The sequence below is a fragment of the Janthinobacterium sp. GW460-12-1-14-LB5 genome (assembly GCF_059423585.1).
Genome location: NZ_JBWKYD010000020.1, coordinates 84,046 through 103,440 on the forward strand (window position 1 = coordinate 84,046; position 19,395 = coordinate 103,440).

Below are 19,395 nucleotides of genomic sequence, written 5' to 3' on the forward strand. Positions count from 1 at the left end.
CCCTAATTTCTACCAGGAGAACACAATGTCTTTCCAACAAGGCCTGAGCGGCTTGAATGGCGCCGCCAAATCGCTGGACGTCATCGGTAACAACATCGCCAACTCGTCCACCGTCGGTTTCAAGCAGTCGCAGGCCCAGTTCGCTGACATTTATGCCAATTCGCTGTATGGCGTGGGCGGCAACCAGGCGGGGATCGGCGTGTCGGTCTCGCAAATCGCCCAGCAATTTAACCAGGGCAACCTGGAATCGTCGTCGAATCCCCTCGACATCGCCATCAATGGCGGCGGCTTCTTCCGTACCAGCGTCAACGGCGCCGTCCAGTACTCGCGCAATGGCCAGTTCCAGGTCGACAAGAGCGGTTTCATCGTCAACGCCCAGCTGGCGCAGCTGACCGGCTATGCGGCCGACGCCAACGGCAAGATCGTCGCCGGCGCCGTCGTGCCCCTGCAGATCGACCAGTCGGACATGAAACCCCAGGCAACGACCAAGGTCGACACGCAAGTCAACCTCAATTCGAATACGGCCATGCCGACCACGGTGCCGTTCAAGCTCACGGATGACACCACGTACAGCAAGCAATTCCCCGTCGAAGTCTTCGATTCGCTGGGCAATTCCCACATCATGTCGAATTTCTACGTCAAGACGGGCACCAACACCTGGGACGTCTACTCGGCCGTTGACGGCACGGAAGTGACCAGCATGAAGGTCGCGGCCGCCCTGCAGACGGACCCTGCCTCGCTGGCCGCGCGCGCCGCCTACCAGGCCGCCGCCACGGCCGTGCCGCTGGTGCCGGCCAATGTGACGACGGCCGCCGTCGCCTATGGCAATGCGGTCGGCGCCGCCGTGTCGGCCGCCGCCGCCGCCGCGGGCGCCACGCCGGCGCAACTGGCCGCCATCGCCGCCACCTACGGCAGTGCCGTGCCGAATGGCATCAACTCGAGCCGCACGCCCGACCAGATCGACGCCGCCATCCGCGCCGTGACCACGGTGCCCGCCGTCAAGACCGGTTCGCTGGTCTTCAATACGGTTGGCAGCCTGGACCGGGCCGCCATGCTGGCCCTGACGCCGCCGCAAACCTTGCCCGTCACTGTCAACCTGCCGATCTTCCCGGCCACGGGTGCCAATCCGACCCTGTCGGTCCAGGTCGATTTCAGCAAATCGACCCAGCTGGGCACCGCCACGGCGGAAAAGAAAACGGAAGCGGACGGCTACAAGGCGGGCCAGCTGAGCCAGTTCATCGTGGGCGACGACGGCGTCATCCAGGGCCAGTACAACAATGGCAAAACGCGCGCCCTGGGGCAGGTGGTGTTGAGCAACTTTACCAACCCGAATGGCCTGGAGCCGCTGGGTAACAACGCCTGGGTGGAAAGCTCGGCCTCGGGCAAGCCCATCACGGGCGAACCGAAGACGGGTACCTTGGGCAACTTGCGCGCCTCGGCCGTGGAAGTGTCGAACGTCGACCTGACGGCGGAACTGGTCAACATGATCACGGCCCAGCGCGCCTACCAGGCGAATGCGCAGACCATCAAGACGCAGGATTCTGTTTTACAGACTCTGGTGAACTTGCGTTAACGGATTGAACCCCTAACGGCGAAAGGCTGGGGTGGGACCCTCAGGGTCCGACCCCGGTTTCTATCTTGGGTTTCAGGCAACAGGAGAAATAAAACATGGACCGTCTCATCTACACCGCCGGCTCGGGCGCCAAGCATATCCTGGACAAGCAGGCGACCACGGCGAACAACCTGGCGAACGCCACCAGCACGGGTTTCCGTGCCCAGCTCGACTCGTTCCGCGCCGTGCCCGTGGTGGCCGATGGCATGATGCCGACGCGCACCTTCGTCGTCGATTCGACGGTCGGTTCCGATTTCACGCAAGGCCCGATGCAGCACACGGGCCGCGCGCTCGACGTGGCCGTGGAAAACGCGGGCTGGATCGCGGTGCAGTCGGCCGATGGTTCCGAAGCCTACACGCGCAACGGCGCCCTGAAGCTCAATGAAAACGGCATGCTGCAGACGCAGTCGGGCCTGATGGTGCAGGGCGATACGGGTCCCATGGCGATTCCGCCCGGCGTGACGGTGGCCATCGCCAGCGACGGTACGGTGGGCACGATTTCCACCGACGTGCCGCCGGGCCCGTCGACAGTGCTGGGACGCATCAAGCTGGTCAACCCGCCCGAGCAGCAACTGGTGCGCGGTGACGACGGCCTGTTCCGCCTGAAGGATGGCACGGTGGCGCAGGCCGACCAGGCCGTCAAGCTGACCACCGGTGCGCTGGAAGGCAGCAATGTCAGCCCCGTCGACTCCATGGTCAGCATGATCGCCCTGGCGCGCCAGTTCGAAACGCAAATGAGCCTGTTGAAGAATGCCGAGAATAACGCGGCGAAAGCCACCCAGATCCTCGCTTTGAATTGATAGGGGTCAACGCATAATGGTCACATAGAAATAGTCTACAGGGCTGGTTAGCGCTGTTATTGGAGAAAAATCATGATTCGTTCACTTTGGATAGCCAAGACCGGCCTGGAAGCGCAGCAGACGCAGATGGACGTGATCGCCAATAACCTGGCCAACGTCAGCACCACGGGCTTCAAGAAGTCGCGCGCCGTGTTTGAAGACTTGCTGTATCAAAATGTGCGCCAGCCGGGCGCGCAATCGTCGCAGCAAACCCAGCTGCCATCGGGCTTGCAGATCGGCACGGGCGTGCGCACCGTGGCTACCGAACGCATCCATACCCAGGGCAATCCCCAGGCATCGGGCAATTCGCGCGACGTGATGGTCAACGGCACGGGCTTTTTCCAGGTGCTGATGCCGGACGGCGCCACCGCCTATACGCGCGACGGCTCGTTCCAGACGGATGCCAACGGCCAGCTCGTCACCTCGGAAGGCTTCGTCATCCAGCCTGCCATCACCGTGCCGACGAATGCGCTGAGCCTGACCGTGGCGCGCGACGGCACCGTCTCCGTCACCTTGCCCGATACCGTTGCGCCATCGCAAATCGGCTCGCTGCAGCTGACCACTTTCGTCAACCCGGCCGGCCTGGAATCGAAGGGCGAAAACCTGTACATGGAAACGGGCGCCTCCGGCGTGGCGCAGACCAACACCCCGGGCACCAACGGCGCCGGCGTGCTGATGCAGGGTTATATCGAGACCTCGAACGTCAACGTGGCCGAGGAAATGGTCAACATGATCCAGACGCAGCGCGCCTACGAGATCAACAGCAAGGCCATCACCACATCCGATCAAATGCTGCAGAAATTGTCGCAACTTTAATTTTTATAGTCGTCATGCCATCCGCCGCCGGATGGCAGCGGAGGTTCGCCATGCAATACCCCATCATCGCCCTGTTGTCCGCAGTCCTGCTGTCCGGCTGTGCCATCACGCCCACGTCCATCGTGCAATACCCGACCTCCACGCGCGCGCCGATGCCCGAACCGGTGGTCGTCAACAACGGTTCCATCTACCAGCCGTCGACCTACCGGCCCGCCTTCGAAGACCGCCGCGCGCGCCACGTGGGCGACACCATGACGATCGCCATCACCGAGCGCACGAATGCCGTCAAGGCGGGCGCCAGTTCCGGCAATAAGTCGGGCAGCGTGGGCTTCAGCACGCCGGGCATGCTGCAGGGCCGCCTGGGCGGCACCGTGGCGGCAAATGGCGCGACGAAATTTGCCGATGGCGACAACCAGTCCGCCAGCAACACGTTTAGCGGCACGATCGGCGTGACGGTGATCGAGGTATTGCCAAACGGAAATCTCATCGTCGCCGGAGAGAAACAGATCGCCATGAACAAGGGCACGGAATTCATCCGCTTCTCGGGCATGGTCAATCCGGACACCATCGGCGCCGGCAACGTCGTGCCATCGACCCAGGTGGCCGAAGCGCGCGTCGAATACCGCACCAACAGCCAGATCGACCGCGCCGAAATGGCCTCGATGGCCTCGCGCTTCTTCCTCAGCCTGCTGCCATTCTGATCATGGCCACCTTGACTTTCCCCCGCATTGCCGCCATCTGCGGCCTGGCCATTTCCCTGCTGGCGCCCGTGGCGCAGGCCGAACGCATCAAGGACCTGGCCAGCATCGCCGGCGTGCGCCAGAATCAGCTGATGGGCTATGGCCTCGTCGTCGGCCTCGACGGCAGCGGCGACCAGACCACGCAGACGCCGTTTACCATTCAGAGCGTGGCGGCGATGCTGCAGCAGCAGGGTATCAACTTGCCGCAAGGCACCAGTTTGCAGCTGAAAAACGTGGCCGCCGTGATGGTGACGACGGCCTTGCCCGCGTTTGCCCAGCCGGGCCAGTTGCTCGACGTGACCGTGTCGTCGATGGGCAATGCGAAAAGCTTGCGCGGCGGCACTTTATTAATGACGCCGCTGAAGGGCGCCGATGGCCAGGTGTATGGCATGGCGCAGGGCAACGTGCTGGTGGGCGGCGTGGGCGCGCAGGCGGCCGGCAGCTCCGTCGTCATCAATCACCTGAGCGTGGGCCGCATCTCGGGCGGCGCCACCGTCGAGCGCACCGTGCCTTCGGCGCTGGGCGCCAACAACACGATCCGCCTGGAATTGAACGCCACCGATTTCGCCACCGCCAGCCGCGTGGTCGACGCCATCAACAGCCGCTACGGCGCCGGCACGGCCGCCGCGCTGGACGGCCGCGTGATCCAGGTGCAGTCGCCGAGCGGCAGCGACCAGCGCGTGTCCTTCCTGGGCCAGCTGGAAAGCATCGAAGTCAATCCGGCCCGCCTGGCGGCCAAGGTCATCATGAATGCGCGCACCGGTTCCGTCGTCATGAACCAGTCCGTGACCCTGGAAACGTGCGCCATTTCGCACGGCAACCTGTCCGTCACCATCAATGTCGAGCCGCAGGTGAGCCAGCCGGCGCCGCTGTCGGGCGGACGCACGGTGGTCACGCAGACGGCGCAGATCGATATCAAGAAGGAACCGGGCAAGGTCATGCTGGTCAAGGGCGGCGCTTCGCTGTCCGACGTGGTCAAGGCCCTCAACGCCATCGGCGCCTCGCCGCAAGACTTGCTGGCCATCCTGCAGGCGATGAAGGCGGCCGGTTCGCTGCGCGCCGAACTCGAAATTATCTGATGGACACGCCATGATCAGCCAAACCGACCTCAGCAATACCGCCGCCTATGACGTCAAGGGCATGGATGGCTTGCGCCAGTCCGCCAAGGCGAAGGACCCCGCCGCCCTGAAAGAGGCGGCCACGCAATTCGAAGCCATGTTCATCAACATGATGATGAAAAGCATGCGCGAAGCCACGCCGCAGGACGGCATCATGGATAGCCAGCAAAGCAAGATGTACACCTCGATGCTGGACCAGCAGACGAGCCAGAACCTGGCCAAGCGGGGCACGGGCCTGGCGGACGTGCTGATCCGCCAGCTGTCGTCGTCGAGCCAGGCGCTGGCCGCCGACGGCGCCGAAGCGCCGTCGCCCCGCTCGTCGAGCATGGCGCAGGCGCTGGCCGCGTTCCGCCAGCAGCAGGGCGCCCTCACGGAAGGCGCGGGCAGCGCCGCCGGCGTCGGCAAGACCCTCAGCGACAAGGCCAACGCCACGCAGGCGCCGCACGTGCGCGCCTTCCAGGAAAAGCTGGGCGTGCATGCGGAAGAGGCCAGCCGCGCCACCGGCATCCCGGCCAAATTCATGCTGGGCCAGGCGGCGCTGGAAACGGGCTGGGGCAAGCGCGAAATCATCAGCCGCGACGGCAGCAGCAGCCACAACCTGTTCGGCATCAAGGCCAGCGCCGACTGGAAGGGCAAGGTCACGGAAGCCGTCACGACGGAATATGTGAATGGCAAGGCGCAGCGCAAGGTGGAGAAATTCCGCGCCTACGACAGCTACGCGGACAGCTTCAAGGATTATGCACAGTTGATTACCAACAACAAACGCTATGAAAAAGTGCTGGCCAGCGCGGGCGACGCCAGCACCTTTGCCCAGGGCTTGCAAAAGGCCGGCTATGCGACGGACCCGAATTACGCTGCCAAACTGACAAAAATCATCAAGCATTCGCTGGTCGGCTAATCCCCCGCCTGACCCTGAGGCAGCGCGGGCGCTTCAAGTTTTGTCCGCGGATGCCGTTAATACTCATGATAGTAACCAATAAGACACCATGACTTCGAATCTACTCAGCATCGGTAAGAGCGGTTTGCTTGCAGCGCAGGTGGGCCTGTCGACGACCGGGCATAACATCACCAATGCCAACGTGGACGGTTACAACCGCCAGGTGGTGCTGCAGCAGACGGCGCAGTTCAACAATGCCGGCTATGGCTTCGTTGGCAATGGTACTGAGGTATCGCAAGTCAAGCGCCAGTACGACGGTTTCATGGCGGCCCAGGTGAATGCCGCGCAGTCGGCCACCAGTTCGCTTGACGCGTATTACACGCAGATCACGCAGATCGACAATATGCTGGCCGATCCCACGGCCGGGCTGTCGCCGGCGATGGCCGATTTCTTCAAGGGCGTGCAGGATTTCAGCTCGAACCCCTCGTCCGTCTCGTCGCGCCAGGCATTGCTGTCGAGCGCCAATTCGCTGACGGCGCGCTTCCAGGGCCTCAGCGCGCGCCTGACGGAAATCGGCGAAGGCGTCAATTCGCAGATCACCTCGAACGTGAAGGTGATCAACTCCTACGCCAAGCAGATCGCGGACCTGAATACCTCGATTACCAACCTGACCGTGAATGAAAGCAATCAGCCCAACGATTTGCTGGACCAGCGCGACCAGCTGATCACGGAGCTGAACAAATACGTCAAGGCAACGGTTCAGCCTGGCGCAGGCAACTCGATTACCGTTTCGATCGGCTCGGGCCAGCCGCTGGTGGTGGGCGACAAGAACTTCGAGCTGGCCGTCACGCCGTCGCCGACGGACCCGCACCGCCTGGACGTGGGCTATGTGACGGGCACCAGCGTCACCAAGCTGTCGGAAAGTTCCTTGAGCGGCGGTGCGCTGGGCGGCTTGCTGGAATTCCGCAGCGGCAGCCTGGACCGCATCCAGAATTCGCTGGGCAAGGTGGCCATCGCGCTCGCGTCCAGCTTCAATGAACAGCACAAGCTGGGCCAGGACTTGAATGGCGACCTGGGGGGCGACTTCTTCAAGCTGCCCGATCCCGTCATTGGCGCCGACTACCGCAACAACGCGACCAGCACGACCGCGCTGTCGGCCAAGGTCAGCGATCCGACCAAGCTGACGGCCAGCGACTATGCCGTGAAGTACGACGGCACGAACTATGTGGTGACGCGCCAGAGCGACGGCGCGAAAACGACCATCAACCCGTATCCGCAAACGGTGCCGCAAACCATCGACGGCGTGGATTTCTCGATCTCGGGCACGGCTGCCGAAGGCGACAACTTCATGGTCAGGCCGACGGCCCACGGCGCTGCCGACCTGGCCGTGGCGATTACCGACCGCAACAAGCTGGCTGCCGGCGCGCCGATCACCACGGCCGCGCCCGTCAGCAACACGGGCAGCGGCAAGCTCGGTGCCGGTAGCGTGGACAAAGCCTATTTAACGCCGGGCAACGCCTTGACGGGGCCAGTCACCTTGACCTATGACAAGGCGACCACCTCGCTGACGGGCTTCCCCGCGGGCCAGGCCGTGACGGTGAAAGGCTTGAACGGCGCGACCACCACGTATCCGGCCGGCACGGCGAACATCCCCTACACGGAAGGCGACAGCTTCAGCTTTGGCGGCATCAACGTCAACATGACGGGTGTGCCGGCGCAGGGCGATAAATTCACCATCGCGCCGAACACGGGCGGCGTGGGCGACAACCGCAATGCTTCCTTGCTGGCGGGCTTGCAGACGAAAAACATTCTCGACGGCGGCAAGGCCACGTTCCAGGGGTCGTACGCGGAAACCGTCAGCTATGTCGGCAACAAGACGCGCGAAGTGCAGGTCAGCGGCCTGGCCAGTCTGGCCTTGCTGCAGCAGACCAGCACGCAGCAGCAGGCCGTTTCCGGCGTCAACCTCGATGAAGAGGCGGCCAACCTGCTGCGCTACCAGCAAGCCTACCAGGCTTGCGGCAAGGTCATGCAGATCGCCAGCACCCTGTTCGACGTGGTCATCGGCCTCGGACGTTAATAATTCAAGCGGCGGCGCCTGGCGTCCGCCGCCATCAGGAAGGGCAGCATCATGCGCATCAGTACCAAAATGATCTATGACGCGGGCAGCACGCAGCTGAACAATCTGCAGGGCGCGTTGAACCGTACCCAGATGCAACTGTCGGCGAATCGCCGCAACCTGACGCCGGCCGACGACCCGATCGCCTCGGCGCGCGCGCTAGAAGTGACGCAGTCGCAATCGATCAATACGCAATTCGTGACGAACCGCTCGAACGCCAAGAATTTCCTGTCGCAGGAAGAGCTGGCGCTGGCCAGCACCACCTCGCTGATCGCCGACGTGCAGGACCTGGTGCTGAAGGCGGGCAATCCGGCCTTGAAGGATATCGACCGCCAGAGCCTGGCGACGGAACTGAAGGGGCGTCTGACCGACCTGATGGGCATCGCCAACACGTCCGACAACGCGGGCGGCTATCTGTTCGGCGGTTACAAGTCGACGACGCAGCCGTTCAGCCAGACGCCGGGCGGCGCCACCTACGTGGGCGACCAGGGCCAGCGCGAGCTGCAAGTGGGTTCGGCCCGCTACCTGGCCACCAGCGACTCGGGCGCGACCGTGTTCGAGAACAATTTGACGGGCAACGGCAAGTTCACCACGGCCGCCGATCCGGGCAACTTCACGCGCGGCGGCGCCGGCATTATTTCCGGCGGCACCGTCACCGATCCCACCAAGTTGACGGGGCATAAGTACTCGATCGACTTCCAGGTGACGGGCACGGGCACGGATGCCAAGACGACCTATACCGTGACGGACGTGACCCTGGGCCAGACCATCCCGAATCCCGCCGTGCCGGTGGCCTATAAATCGGGCGATGCCATCAACTTTGACGGCCAGCAAGTCAATGTGGCGGGCAAGCCGGCCGACCTGGACAAGTTTACCCTGGAGCCTAGCGGCAAGGAATCGATCTTTACCACGATTACCAACCTGATCGGCGCGCTGGGCCAGCCGGCCTCGGGCGACGCAGGGCAGGCGCGCCTGACGGCCAGCCTGAACACGGCGCACGATATTCTCGACACGGCCTACGACAATGTGCTGTCCGTGCGCGCGGAAGTCGGTTCGCGCCTGAAGGAACTCGACACGCTCGACAGCGCCGGCGACGACCTCGACCTGCAATATGCGAGCACCCTGTCGGGCTTGCAGGACCTGGACATGGTGAAGGCGATTTCCCAGTTCAGCCAGCAGCAGATCACCCTGCAGGCGGCGCAGAAATCCTTTACCTCGATCTCGGGCCTGTCGCTGTTCAATTACATCAGCTAGGAGGTTCGCATCGCGGGCTGACCGGCAAGCCGGGGCAGGGAGGATATCTCCCGCCCCGGCTTTTTTGCGTCCGCAAGATGGCCATCTTGACAAGATGTGCAGGCAAACTGTGCAGTCTACCTGCATATCTGTTATATTAGGGGCCGTTGATCCACCACACGGCTACCATGACCACCCCGCAAGAAGACCACGAACAAGTTCTGCAACTGGCCGGTGAATTGCGCATCCTGGTCGGCAAACTGCGCCGCCGCCTGCGCGAGGAAGCGCACCTGGGCGACGTCAGCATGTCGCAGGCATCCGTACTCAGCCGTCTTGAGCGCGACGGCCCGGCCACGGCCAGCAGCCTGGCGCGCGCCGAAGGCATGCGGCCCCAGTCGATGGCCGCCACCGTGCAAGCCTTGACGGCAGCGCGGATGGTGACGGGTTCGCCCGATCCGCTCGATGGCCGGCAAACGCTATTGACCCTGACGGACAGCTGCCGCGCCTGGATCGCGGCCAGCCGCGCCGCGCGCGAAGACTGGCTGGCGCGCACCATCGAAACCCGGCTCACGCCGGCCGAAGTCACCGAGCTGGACAGAGCGGTGGCCTTACTCAAACGCTTGGCGGAGTGATCCGCTGAATTTTCCACCACGACCCCGGCAAGGAGCCCGCACGCCCAGATGAACAACACATTCCGTTCGTTACGCAATCCCAATTACCGTATCTGGGCCGGCGGCGCCCTCGTGTCGAATATCGGCACGTGGATGCAGCGCACGGCGCAGGATTGGCTGGTGCTGAGCGAATTGACGCAGCACAATGCCAGCGCCGTCGGCATCGTCATGGCCTTGCAATTCGGCCCGCAACTGCTGTTGCTGCCCCTGACGGGCATGGCGGCCGACTTGCTCGATCGCAGGAAATTGTTGTTGTGCACGCAGGCGGCCATGGGCTTGCTGGCGCTGGGACTCGGGATCTTGTGCATCAGCGGGCTAGTGCAACTGTGGCATGTGTATGTGTTTGCTTTCCTGCTGGGCTGCGTGACGGCCTTCGATGCGCCCGTGCGCCAGACTTTCGTGGCCGACATCGTCGGCGAGGAAGATTTGACCAACGCCGTGGCCCTCAATTCCACCTCGTTCAATGCGGCGCGCATGCTGGGCCCGGCTGTGGCCGGCTTACTCATCAGCAGCGTCGGCAGCGGCTGGGTCTTCATCATCAACGCCGTCAGTTTTGCCGCCGTGATCGGTTCGCTGTTGCTGCTGCGCGTGGAATTGCTGCGCCGCGCGCCGCGCGTCAAGGCCAGCCGGGCCAGCCTGGGCGAGGGTTTCCGCTATGTGCGCCAGCGGCCCGACCTGATGGCTATTTTGCTGATGCTGTTCCTGATCGGCACTTTCGGCCTGAACTTCCCGATTTTCCTCTCGACCATGTCGGTGACGGCCTTCCATGCGGGCGCCAGCCAGTATGGCGTGCTCAGCTCCATCATGGCGTGCGGCTCCGTGGCCGGTGCCCTGCTGGCGGCGGGGCGGGGCCAGCCGACGCTGGCCTTGCTGCTGGGAGCGGCGGCGCTGTTCGGCCTGGCGTGCGCGCTGGCCGCCGTGATGCCCAATTACTGGCTGTTCGGCATGATGCTGGTGGTCATCGGCATCGCTGCGCAAACCTTTACCACCAGCGTCAACAGCAGCGTGCAACTGTCGACGGCGCCCGCCATGCGGGGCCGGGTCATGGCCATCGTGCTGGCGATCTCGGCCGGCGGCACGCCGCTGGGGGCGCCCGTCGTGGGCTGGGTGGCCGACACCTTCGGCCCGCGCTGGGCGCTGGGCATCGCCGCGCTGTCGGGCCTGGCGGCGGCGCTGGTCGGCGTGCGCTACCTGGTCAAGCATCAGCAGCTGCGTTTGAATGCCGACCTGCGGCGCTGGCGCGTGGCGCCCGGCAGCGACCAGTCCTGACGCTGGCCCTCAGGGCGGCAGCAGGGCCGTGCGGGCGGCGGCCAGGATGGCCGTGCTCAAGCCGTCGAGCAGGCTGGAGGCGGCGCGTGCCGTGTGCCAGTGCAGCGGCACATCGAGGGGCGTATCCGGCAGCAGCTCGAGCAGCGCGCCCGTATCAAGATGGGGCTGGATCAGCGCCTGCGGATGCAAGCCCCAGCCCATGCCGGCCAGGGCGGCCGTGACGAAGGCATGCGAAGAAGGCAGGGCATGGCGCGGCAGCTCCACGTGCCGGTGGCACAGGCGCCGCACCCAGCGCGATTGCAGCTCGTCCTTGGCATTGAAGACGAGGCTGGGCGCCAAGGCCAGGCTGGCGGCACCGACGCCCTGGGCAAAATACCGCTGCAGGAAGGCGGGACTGGCGGCCGCCAGGTAGCGCATGGCGCCCAGCGGGCGGCTGTTGCAGCCCGATGCGGGCCGGGCCGTGGCGCTGACGGCGGCCAGCACGGCGCCGCTGCGCAGCCATTCGGCCGTGTGGTCCTGGTCGTCCACGGCCACTTGCAGCAGCACCGGGTGGGCGGCCGCAAAGGCGGCGATGGCGGGCGCCAGCCAGGTGGCCAGGCTGTCCGCATTCACGGCGACGGGCACGCTGGCGCGCGACACGCCCAGTGCTGTCTGCGCCAGCGCCGGCAAGGCGCCCTGCAAATCCTGTTCCAGCAGCTGCACCTGATCCACGTGCTGGCACAGGCGCCGGCCCGTGTCCGTGGCGCGGCAGGGCTGGTCGCGTATCACCAGCGCGCAGCCGACGCGCTCTTCCAGCAGGCGGATGCGCTGCGAAATGGCCGATGGCGTCACGTGCAAGGCGCGCGCCGCGCGCTCGAAACTGCCTTCGCGGATCACGGCAGCCAGGGCGCTGAGCGATGCATAGTCGAGCATGGATGAAGTTTTCCTTAACTGGCAACAGAAAAGGTAGTTTGCCTTCATTTTATCGGGCAGGCAAGATGCGTGCATGACACTCTCGATCGCCGCCACCCCACCCACCTTTTCCATCTTTCTCCAGGGCTTGACCCTGGGCCTGGGACTCATCGTTGCCATCGGCTCGCAAAATGCCTTTGTCTTGCGGCAAGGCTTGCGCCGCGAACATGTGGGCGCCATCGTGCTGTTTTGCGCCCTGGCCGATGCGGCGCTGATCGGCGCCGGGGTGCTGGGAATGGCCCATGCGCTGGGGCAGCGCCCCTTGCTGGCCAGCGCGCTGGCGCTGGGCGGTGCCGTGTTCCTGGCCGTCTACGGTTGGCAAGCCCTGCGGCGCGCCCGCCGGCCGCAGCAGTTGCGCGCCGCCGAGGGCGGGGGCGGACTGGGACTGGTTGCCGTGCTGGCCCAGGCGGCCGCGTTTACCTTGCTCAATCCGCATGTGTATCTGGATACGGTATTGCTGGTGGGAAGTATTGGCGCGCAGCAACCGGGCGCGTTGCGCGGCTGGTTTATTGCTGGCGCCAGCGCGGCCAGTCTGCTGTGGTTTGCTTGTCTGGGCTATGGCGCGCGCTGGCTGGCGCCATGGTTTGCGCGGCCCCGCGCCTGGCAAGTGCTCGATGGCTTGATCGGCGTCACCATGTTCGTGCTGTCCGCCTTGCTGCTGCGCCACGCGCTGGGCTGGCAGCCCTGATCAGGGCGCGGGCGGCAGCGGTTTGGCCGGTGTCGCAGGGCGCAGGGGATTCGGCGGCGCGGGCGGCGGCGGCCGGTCGCGCGTGGCAAAGCCGCGCGGCAGCAGCCGCGCCGTTTCTATGCCGCGCAGGAACATGTTCTGGAACGGCGTGGCCAGGTAGGGCAAGACCATGCTGATCACCAGCAAGCCCACGCCCAGGGTGACGGGAAAGCCGATCCCGAAAATGTTCAGCTGCGGCGCGGCGCGCGTCAAGATGCCCAGCGCCACGTTGGTCAGCAGCAAGGCGGCGATGATGGGCAGCGAAATCTGCAGGCCGGAACGGAAGATTTCCCCGCCCCAGGCGGCCAGTTGCTGGAAACCGCCGCCGCTGATGGGACTCGATGAAATCGGCAGGCTGATGAAGCTTTCCGCCATCGCCGCCAGCAAGACCAGATGGCCATTGACTGTGAGAAACATCAACGTGGCCAGCATGACGAGGAACTGGCTGATGGCGGACGACCTGCCCTTGGTTTGCGGGTCGAAGAACGAGGCGAAGCCCAGGCCCATGGTCAGGCTGCTGATCTCGCCGGCCATTTCGATGGCGGAAAACACGATGCGGATGGAAAAGCCCATGGCCAGGCCCACCAGCATCTCTTGCGTGAGGATCAGCAAGCCGGGCAAGGACATCGGGTTGACGGCAGGCAAGGCCGGCACGGTGGGGGCGATGATCATGGCCAGCAGGGCGCCCAGGGTCACCTTGACGGTGGCCGGCACGGACGCGTTGCCGAACAGGGGGGCGGCCGCGATCAGGCCGAGGATGCGGCTAAGCGGCCACAGCAGTGCTGCGATCCACGTGTTCAGTTCGATGCTCGACAGGGTCAGCATGGCGTATGCCGCGGCCCCATGCCTAGCCGACCAGGTTCGGAATGCCGGTAAATACCTGGCGCATATAGTCGAGCATGACGGACAGCATCCACGGGCCGGCCACGACGAGGGCGACGAAAATGCCGACCAGCTTGGGGATGAAGGACAGGGTCGCCTCGTTGATCTGCGTGGCCGCCTGGAAAATACTCACGATCAAGCCGATGATGAGGGCGACCAGCAGCATGGGCGCGGCCACCATCAGGGTGATTTCCATCGCATGGCGGCCCAGGGTCATGACGCTTTCGGGTGTCATTTATTTCCCCTAGTAAAAACTCTGTGACAGCGAGCCCAGCAGCAGCTGCCAGCCATCGACGAGCACGAACAGCATCAGCTTGAACGGCAGCGAGATGGTCGCCGGCGACATCATCATCATACCCATCGACATCAGCACGCTGGCGACCACCATGTCGATGATCAGGAACGGGATGAAGATGGCAAAGCCGATCTGGAACGCCGTTTTCAGCTCGCTGGTGACGAAGGCGGGCACGAGGATGCGCAGCGGCACGTCTTCCGGGCCTTGCAGGGCTGGCGAGCGCGACATCTTGGCGAACAGGGCCAGGTCGGCCTGGCGCGTCTGCTTGAGCATGAAGGTTTTCAGCGGATCGACGCCCTTGTCCATCGCCTGCTGCATGGTGATCTTGTTTTCCTGATACGGTTGATACGCATCCGTATAGATCTTGTCGAACACGGGGCCCATGACGAACAGGGTCAAAAACAGGGCCAGGCCCACCAGCACCTGGTTCGGCGGCGCCGATTGCGTGCCGATGGCCTGGCGCAGCAGCGACAGCACGATGATGATGCGCGTAAAGCAGGTCATCATCAGCAAGGCCGCCGGCAGGAAGGTGAGCGACGTCATCAGGATGAGCGTCTGCACCGGCAACGAGTAATTCTGGCCGCCGCCCGGCGCCGGCGTGCTGCTGAAGGCGGGGATGCCCGGCTGGGCCAGTGCCCACAGCGGCAAGGCCAGGGCGGCTGCCGCCAGCAGCCAGGTCAGGGGAGTCTTGATATTGCTCAATACCTGCGCTTGCGTCCGCGTCACGTGCTTCATTGCCTGCTTATTTCCCATTGCGTTTTTCGATGGTCTGTTTCAGCCATTCGGAAAAATTGGCGGCCGCGGGGCCGTTTTGCGCCGTGGCCAGTTGCGGCAACTCGCCTTCCTGGCGCGGCATGGTGGCCAGCGCATTGATCCTGCCGGGCGAGGCGCCGACGACGATCCACTGGTCGGCCACTTCGACGAGGACGATGCGTTCGCGTCCGCCCAGGTTGAGCGAGCTGACGACGCGCATCTTGCTGTTGCCACCCATCACTTTCGGGCCATAGCGCTTCATGAACCAGGCCAGGCCGATCAAGAGGGCCAGCACGAATACGAGCGCCAGGATGGTTTGCAGCAGGCTGCCGGCCGAGCTTGTCGGCGCCATCGTCATCGGGGCGCCGGGCGGCATGGCGGGCAGGGCGGCGGCAGGCGCGGGGGCCGTCTCGGCAGCGGCGGGCACAGCCGCAGCTTTCTCAACAGCAACCTCGGCCGGCGCGCTGGCGCTGGCGGCGCTGGCCGCCGGCGCCGACGCGGCTGCCGGTTCCGCGTGGGCAATGCTGCATGCCGCCAGGAGCGGCAGCACGGTGGAAATCAACAGGCCAGGCTTCATTTATTGAGTTTTCGGATGCGTTCGGAAGGCGTGATGATGTCGGTCAGGCGGATGCCGAACTTGTCATTCACCACCACCACTTCGCCCTGGGCGATCAGGCAGCCGTTGACCAGCACGTCCATCGGTTCGCCGGCCAGGCCGTCGAGCTCGACCACGGAACCCTGTGCCAGCTGCAGCAGGTTCTTGATGGCGATCTTGGTGCGGCCCAGTTCGACCGTCAGCTGCACGGGGATATCGAGGATGAAATCGATATCGTTGTGCGTTTCCGACTTCGAAGCCTGCTTGGAAAAGTCCTTGAACACGGCGGCGCTGGCCGCGCTGGCCGTATTGGCGGCCTGGTTCTGCAGCGCTTCCGCTTCCGCCTTGGCCTGCTCGGCAATGGCCGCGCCCCAATCGTCTTCCGCGCTTTGGTCGTCTTGGTTGTCAGACATGTGTTTCTCCTGTTGTACAGATGCGGGCCGCAGCGCGACCCGGATATTTATTTAGTGATTACTCATGTTATCGGAATTGGCCAATAACTTTTCAACCTTCAGCGCATATTGTCCGTTCAACACGCCATACGTGCAATCCATCACGGGCACGCCGTCGACGGTGGCGGCGATCAGTTCGGGAATATTCAGCGGGATGATGTCGCCCACCTTCATGTTCAGAATCTCGTCGAACGACACGCGCGCCGTGCCCAGCGACGCCACCAGCTCGACTTCGGCGATCTGGATCTGCTGCGTCATCAGGCGGATCCAGCGCTTGTCCACTTCCAGCGCTTCGCCCTGCAGGCTCGAGGTCAGCGAGTCGCGGATCGGCTCGATCATCGAATACGGCATGCAGAAGTGGATTTGCCCGGAAACGGAGCCCAGTTCCACCGTAAACGTGGACGCCACCACCACTTCGTTCGGCGTGGCGATGTTGGCGAACTGCGTGTTCATTTCTGAACGGATATATTCGAACTCGACGGGGAAGACCGGCTCCCACGACTTGGTATAGGCTTCGAAGACGATGTCGAGGATGCGCAGGATGATGCGCTGCTCCGTCTGCGTAAAGTCGCGGCCCTCGACGCGCGTATGAAAACGTCCGTCGCCGCCGAACAGATTGTCGACCAGCAAGAAGACGAGGCCCGGATCGAAGACCATCAGGGCCGTGCCGCGCAGCGGCTTCATGTGCACCAGGTTCAGATTGGTGGGCACCACCAGGTTACGGATGAACTCGCTGTATTTCGACACGCGCACGGAGCCCACCGACACTTCCGCGCTGCGGCGCAGGAAGTTGAACAGGCCCACGCGCAGCAGGCGGGCGAAACGCTCGTTGATAATTTCCAACGTTGGCATCCGGCCGCGCACAATGCGCTCCTGGGTTGCCAGGTTGTAGGTACGAACTCCCGTGACATCTTCCGGCGCCTGCGCGTCGTCCTGGTCTCCGTTGACGCCCTTCAGAAGGGCATCGACTTCTTCCTGGGAGAGGAAATTATCGGCCATGGCTGCTTATTGAATGATGAATGCGGTAAATAATACGTCCGTCACGTCCTGCTCCGGCCCTTTGTCCTCGAACGGCTGGTTCACCTGATTGATGATTTCGGCCGCCAGTTGCTGCTTGCCTTCCACGGTATTGAGTTCGGATGCTTTCTTGCCCGACAGCAGCAGCAACAAGCGGCTGCGCACTTTCGGCATGTTGACCTTGATCAAGTCCATTTCTTCCGGGCTGCTGGCCTGCAAGGTAAACGCGATTTGCAGGTATTGCTCGCCATTTTCCGGCTGCAAGTTGACGGTGAAGGCATCGATGGGCACGAAAACGGGCGGACCTGCCTTGGAAGCGGCATGTTTCTTCTTGCTGGGCGCCGCTTCTTCCTTATCGGCCTTGCCATGCAGGAAATACCAGGCGGCACCGCCACCGACGCCGCCAGCCACCAGCACCGAGGCCAGCACGATGATCAGAAGCTTCTTTTTCGAGGCGCCGGCCGGGGCCAGGCCTGCATCTGCTTTCGGATCTGCTTTCATTTTTGGATTTGCTTTCAATGGTACTCGAGTGCATGGAAGTGGATCACGACGCCATTATGTCATTATCGGCAAATTCTGCGCAGAAGGATGCAGTGAAAAGAGGGCGGAAGCGCCCTCAACTCGCTGTTTTTAGACGAAAAGTTACGCCTTGGGGCGCGCCAGCGGCTGGCGGACGACGAATTATCCTCAGGCAAAGGTATCCACGGCACTCAGGCTGGGCCGCCCGCGTGTGCCGGTCGCCGGCGCGATGGCGATTTCGCCACCCGCTACACCGCCGCCCTGGCCACTGCCGCGGCGCTCGCCAGAGGCGGCACGCTCGCCCTGGTTTTGCTGTTCCGGCGTGCCGGCCGAGACGGTGGCGCTGCCGAAGGCGATGCCCGCTTCACTCATCATTTCGCGCAGGCGCGGCATGGCCGCTTCCAGCGCCTGCCGTACTTCGGGCTGGGCCGACATGAAGGCGGCATCGGCCTGGTCATTGGTGACGGTCAGGACCACTTGCACGGGGCCCAGGTCGGGCGGATTCAGGGTCAGGGTGGCGCTCTGGTCGCCACCGGCCGCCATCCACACGACTTTCTGCCCCAGCTGCTGGTCCCAGGCCGGCGTGCCGACCCGGCCCGTCAGCTTGTCGGCCGGCACGGCCACGGCGGCGGCAGCCTGCTGCAGCGTGCCCGGCTGCAACTGGGCCGCCAGGCGGCTCAGGTCGGCAGGAGTTTCCTTGAGAATCGGTTCGGCCACGGCGGCGCCGGCCTTGGCGGTGGCGGCCAACTGGGCATCGATGGCCAGTTTTCCCGCCTCGGCCTTGCCGCTTGGCAAGCTGGCGCCTGGCTGGCTGCTGCCGGCAACTGCCTTGCCCTGGGCCTGGCCCAGGCTGGCGGCAAAGTCGCCGCCGTCCGCTGGCGTGGCGGCGGCGGCCTTGCCGCTGCCCTGGCCGGCTGCCAGCAATGGGCCTGTGGCCGGGTTCTTGGCATCGGCCTTGATGCCGGCGCGCGCGGGCAGTTCCGGCACGGCTTTGGCTGCCGGCGGCTGGATGGCCAGCTGGATGCTGCCTACCAGGGCCAGCATGTCGGCGGCCGGATCGGCTGGCGGTGCGGTTTCGGCGGGCACGCTGGCCTCGGCCGCGGTGCTGGAAGCATCGCCATTGGCTGGCTTGGCCGCCTCGGCAACCGGGGCGGGCGGCTGCTCGCTGCCGGCCGCCGGTTCGGTGCCCGCTTGCGCCGGCTTCGCTTCGCTGGCGGGCGCCTGGGGCGCGGGGGACGGCGTGGCGGCAGGGCTGGCTGGGCGGGCCGCCGGTGCGGGTGCTTGCGCTTGCTCCATGGCGCGGTTGGCCTGGCGCTGTTCGATCTGGCGGTTCAGGGTGCGCTGGAAGTCGCCCGCCGTGCCGCTGGTGGACGGCTGGCTGCGGTTGGCGGCGCCCGGCGTGGCGTTCGGCGAGACGATCTGGGAAATCGGGGTTGGCTGGGTTTGCATGATGCTGCCTCAGTGTTGCTTAGCGTTTGTAATAGGCTTGTCGCGCCGCGTGCTCATCCATTGCTTTCTGGTCGCGCTTGTTTTCCAGCTTCAGCGCCTGTTCCTGCGCCCGGTTGTTCAGGGTGGTGTACGACATGCGCTTGCGTTCGGCCAGCTGCCAGCGCATCTTTTCATTCTCGCTGCGCGCTTGCGCATGCTCGACCACTTGCTGCTGGCCCAGGATGGCGCTGTCGAGCTTGACCATGAAGGCCTGGAAGTTGCGGTAGGCCATGGGCGTGATGCCGCTGCTCATGCTCGTCTCGAAGCGCTTGGCATAGTCGTCGCGGTAGCCGGACAGCATGTCGAGCTTCTGGCGGCAATCGTCGAGCGCTTTCAGGGCCGCGCCCAGGCGCTTGGCGCAATCGTCCGTTTCGCGCTGGGCGAGGTCGATCAGGGTTGCAAGTTGGGAAGGAGAAGCCATGGCT

The 19,395-nt window shown here is 64.3% G+C and carries 21 protein-coding genes; 11 read left to right on the top strand and 10 right to left on the bottom strand.

The features are described 5' to 3' along the window. Positions 1-25: 25 nt before the first annotated feature. The 10 genes from AC07X6_RS20500 (at position 26) to AC07X6_RS20545 (ending at position 11,291) form a co-directional block, all read left to right on the top strand. Positions 26-1,573: a flagellar hook protein FlgE gene (locus tag AC07X6_RS20500; RefSeq protein WP_230539684.1), complete on the top strand. Its 1,548-nt coding sequence runs from the start codon at positions 26-28 to the stop codon at positions 1,571-1,573. Positions 1,574-1,668: 95 nt separating this feature from the next. After that, positions 1,669-2,412, top strand: a complete 744-nt coding sequence (locus AC07X6_RS20505; protein ID WP_494792182.1) for a flagellar basal body rod protein FlgF — start codon at positions 1,669-1,671, stop codon at positions 2,410-2,412. A gap of 72 nt (positions 2,413-2,484) precedes the next feature. Further along, entirely contained in the window at positions 2,485-3,267 is a 783-nt protein-coding gene (flgG, locus tag AC07X6_RS20510) for a flagellar basal-body rod protein FlgG (protein WP_034754070.1), read from the top strand. Positions 3,268-3,317: 50 nt separating this feature from the next. Next, positions 3,318-3,968, top strand: coding sequence for a flagellar basal body L-ring protein FlgH (locus tag AC07X6_RS20515; protein WP_230539682.1), 651 nt, complete (start codon positions 3,318-3,320; stop codon positions 3,966-3,968). A 2-nt stretch (positions 3,969-3,970) separates the two neighbouring features. Continuing rightward, the gene (locus AC07X6_RS20520; protein WP_230539681.1) at positions 3,971-5,086 is read left to right on the top strand and encodes a flagellar basal body P-ring protein FlgI; all 1,116 of its coding nucleotides are present in this window, start codon (positions 3,971-3,973) and stop codon (positions 5,084-5,086) included. A gap of 10 nt (positions 5,087-5,096) precedes the next feature. Then, positions 5,097-6,023: a flagellar assembly peptidoglycan hydrolase FlgJ gene (gene flgJ, locus AC07X6_RS20525; RefSeq protein ID WP_494792183.1), complete on the top strand. Its 927-nt coding sequence runs from the start codon at positions 5,097-5,099 to the stop codon at positions 6,021-6,023. A gap of 88 nt (positions 6,024-6,111) precedes the next feature. Beyond that, positions 6,112-8,079, top strand: coding sequence for a flagellar hook-associated protein FlgK (gene flgK / locus AC07X6_RS20530; protein WP_230539679.1), 1,968 nt, complete (start codon positions 6,112-6,114; stop codon positions 8,077-8,079). A 51-nt stretch (positions 8,080-8,130) separates the two neighbouring features. Beyond that, a complete protein-coding gene (gene flgL, locus AC07X6_RS20535) occupies positions 8,131-9,372 on the top strand; it encodes a flagellar hook-associated protein FlgL (RefSeq protein ID WP_230539678.1) in 1,242 nt (413 codons plus the stop codon). A gap of 167 nt (positions 9,373-9,539) precedes the next feature. After that, a complete protein-coding gene (locus AC07X6_RS20540; protein WP_494792184.1) occupies positions 9,540-9,983 on the top strand; it encodes a MarR family winged helix-turn-helix transcriptional regulator in 444 nt (147 codons plus the stop codon). Between the two features lie 48 nt (positions 9,984-10,031). Next, positions 10,032-11,291, top strand: coding sequence for an MFS transporter (locus tag AC07X6_RS20545; protein ID WP_494792185.1), 1,260 nt, complete (start codon positions 10,032-10,034; stop codon positions 11,289-11,291). Positions 11,292-11,300: 9 nt separating this feature from the next. Here the strand turns inward: AC07X6_RS20545 and AC07X6_RS20550 are convergent, their stop codons facing one another. Further along, positions 11,301-12,203 (bottom strand): LysR family transcriptional regulator ArgP, encoded by a 903-nt coding sequence (locus AC07X6_RS20550; RefSeq protein WP_494792186.1) that lies wholly within the window; start codon positions 12,201-12,203, stop codon positions 11,301-11,303. Between the two features lie 73 nt (positions 12,204-12,276). Here AC07X6_RS20550 and AC07X6_RS20555 point away from each other — a divergent pair, with 73 nt between their 5' ends. Then, positions 12,277-12,930, top strand: coding sequence for a LysE/ArgO family amino acid transporter (locus tag AC07X6_RS20555; protein WP_230539674.1), 654 nt, complete (start codon positions 12,277-12,279; stop codon positions 12,928-12,930). Here AC07X6_RS20555 and fliR read toward each other — a convergent pair whose 3' ends face one another. The 9 genes from fliR to fliJ form a co-directional block, all read right to left on the bottom strand. Further along, positions 12,931-13,794, bottom strand: coding sequence for a flagellar biosynthetic protein FliR (fliR, locus tag AC07X6_RS20560; protein ID WP_494792187.1), 864 nt, complete (start codon positions 13,792-13,794; stop codon positions 12,931-12,933). Between the two features lie 22 nt (positions 13,795-13,816). Further along, entirely contained in the window at positions 13,817-14,086 is a 270-nt protein-coding gene (gene fliQ, locus AC07X6_RS20565; RefSeq protein WP_035821365.1) for a flagellar biosynthesis protein FliQ, read from the bottom strand. A gap of 9 nt (positions 14,087-14,095) precedes the next feature. Further along, positions 14,096-14,881 carry a flagellar type III secretion system pore protein FliP gene (gene fliP / locus AC07X6_RS20570; RefSeq protein ID WP_230539672.1) on the bottom strand — a complete coding sequence of 262 codons (786 nt, stop codon included), beginning with the start codon at positions 14,879-14,881 and terminating at the stop codon, positions 14,096-14,098. Positions 14,882-14,888: 7 nt separating this feature from the next. Then, entirely contained in the window at positions 14,889-15,476 is a 588-nt protein-coding gene (fliO, locus tag AC07X6_RS20575; protein WP_494792188.1) for a flagellar biosynthetic protein FliO, read from the bottom strand. Next, on the bottom strand, positions 15,473-15,907 hold the full coding sequence (fliN, locus tag AC07X6_RS20580; RefSeq protein WP_034754038.1) for a flagellar motor switch protein FliN: 435 nt from the start codon (positions 15,905-15,907) through the stop codon (positions 15,473-15,475). The genes fliO and fliN overlap by 4 nt, the downstream gene beginning before the upstream one ends. Before the next feature lie 51 nt (positions 15,908-15,958). Next, positions 15,959-16,945, bottom strand: a complete 987-nt coding sequence (gene fliM / locus AC07X6_RS20585) for a flagellar motor switch protein FliM (RefSeq protein ID WP_230539670.1) — start codon at positions 16,943-16,945, stop codon at positions 15,959-15,961. Between the two features lie 6 nt (positions 16,946-16,951). Beyond that, entirely contained in the window at positions 16,952-17,464 is a 513-nt protein-coding gene (gene fliL / locus AC07X6_RS20590) for a flagellar basal body-associated protein FliL (protein WP_230539669.1), read from the bottom strand. 186 nt (positions 17,465-17,650) lie between these two features. Beyond that, a complete protein-coding gene (locus AC07X6_RS20595; RefSeq protein WP_494792189.1) occupies positions 17,651-18,931 on the bottom strand; it encodes a flagellar hook-length control protein FliK in 1,281 nt (426 codons plus the stop codon). Between the two features lie 19 nt (positions 18,932-18,950). Further along, complete coding sequence (gene fliJ, locus AC07X6_RS20600; RefSeq protein ID WP_230539667.1) at positions 18,951-19,391, bottom strand: flagellar export protein FliJ; 441 nt, start codon at positions 19,389-19,391, stop codon at positions 18,951-18,953. Positions 19,392-19,395: the final 4 nt, after the last annotated feature.

Coding starts and splice junctions, on each gene's coding strand:
- AC07X6_RS20500 (WP_230539684.1), top strand. CDS start 26: ATGTCTTTCCAACAAGGCCTGAGCGGCTTGAATGGCGCCGCCAAATCG.
- AC07X6_RS20505 (WP_494792182.1), top strand. CDS start 1,669: ATGGACCGTCTCATCTACACCGCCGGCTCGGGCGCCAAGCATATCCTG.
- flgG (WP_034754070.1), top strand. CDS start 2,485: ATGATTCGTTCACTTTGGATAGCCAAGACCGGCCTGGAAGCGCAGCAG.
- AC07X6_RS20515 (WP_230539682.1), top strand. CDS start 3,318: ATGCAATACCCCATCATCGCCCTGTTGTCCGCAGTCCTGCTGTCCGGC.
- AC07X6_RS20520 (WP_230539681.1), top strand. CDS start 3,971: ATGGCCACCTTGACTTTCCCCCGCATTGCCGCCATCTGCGGCCTGGCC.
- flgJ (WP_494792183.1), top strand. CDS start 5,097: ATGATCAGCCAAACCGACCTCAGCAATACCGCCGCCTATGACGTCAAG.
- flgK (WP_230539679.1), top strand. CDS start 6,112: ATGACTTCGAATCTACTCAGCATCGGTAAGAGCGGTTTGCTTGCAGCG.
- flgL (WP_230539678.1), top strand. CDS start 8,131: ATGCGCATCAGTACCAAAATGATCTATGACGCGGGCAGCACGCAGCTG.
- AC07X6_RS20540 (WP_494792184.1), top strand. CDS start 9,540: ATGACCACCCCGCAAGAAGACCACGAACAAGTTCTGCAACTGGCCGGT.
- AC07X6_RS20545 (WP_494792185.1), top strand. CDS start 10,032: ATGAACAACACATTCCGTTCGTTACGCAATCCCAATTACCGTATCTGG.
- AC07X6_RS20550 (WP_494792186.1), bottom strand. CDS start 12,203: ATGCTCGACTATGCATCGCTCAGCGCCCTGGCTGCCGTGATCCGCGAA.
- AC07X6_RS20555 (WP_230539674.1), top strand. CDS start 12,277: ATGACACTCTCGATCGCCGCCACCCCACCCACCTTTTCCATCTTTCTC.
- fliR (WP_494792187.1), bottom strand. CDS start 13,794: ATGCTGACCCTGTCGAGCATCGAACTGAACACGTGGATCGCAGCACTG.
- fliQ (WP_035821365.1), bottom strand. CDS start 14,086: ATGACACCCGAAAGCGTCATGACCCTGGGCCGCCATGCGATGGAAATC.
- fliP (WP_230539672.1), bottom strand. CDS start 14,881: ATGAAGCACGTGACGCGGACGCAAGCGCAGGTATTGAGCAATATCAAG.
- fliO (WP_494792188.1), bottom strand. CDS start 15,476: ATGAAGCCTGGCCTGTTGATTTCCACCGTGCTGCCGCTCCTGGCGGCA.
- fliN (WP_034754038.1), bottom strand. CDS start 15,907: ATGTCTGACAACCAAGACGACCAAAGCGCGGAAGACGATTGGGGCGCG.
- fliM (WP_230539670.1), bottom strand. CDS start 16,945: ATGGCCGATAATTTCCTCTCCCAGGAAGAAGTCGATGCCCTTCTGAAG.
- fliL (WP_230539669.1), bottom strand. CDS start 17,464: ATGAAAGCAGATCCGAAAGCAGATGCAGGCCTGGCCCCGGCCGGCGCC.
- AC07X6_RS20595 (WP_494792189.1), bottom strand. CDS start 18,931: ATGCAAACCCAGCCAACCCCGATTTCCCAGATCGTCTCGCCGAACGCC.
- fliJ (WP_230539667.1), bottom strand. CDS start 19,391: ATGGCTTCTCCTTCCCAACTTGCAACCCTGATCGACCTCGCCCAGCGC.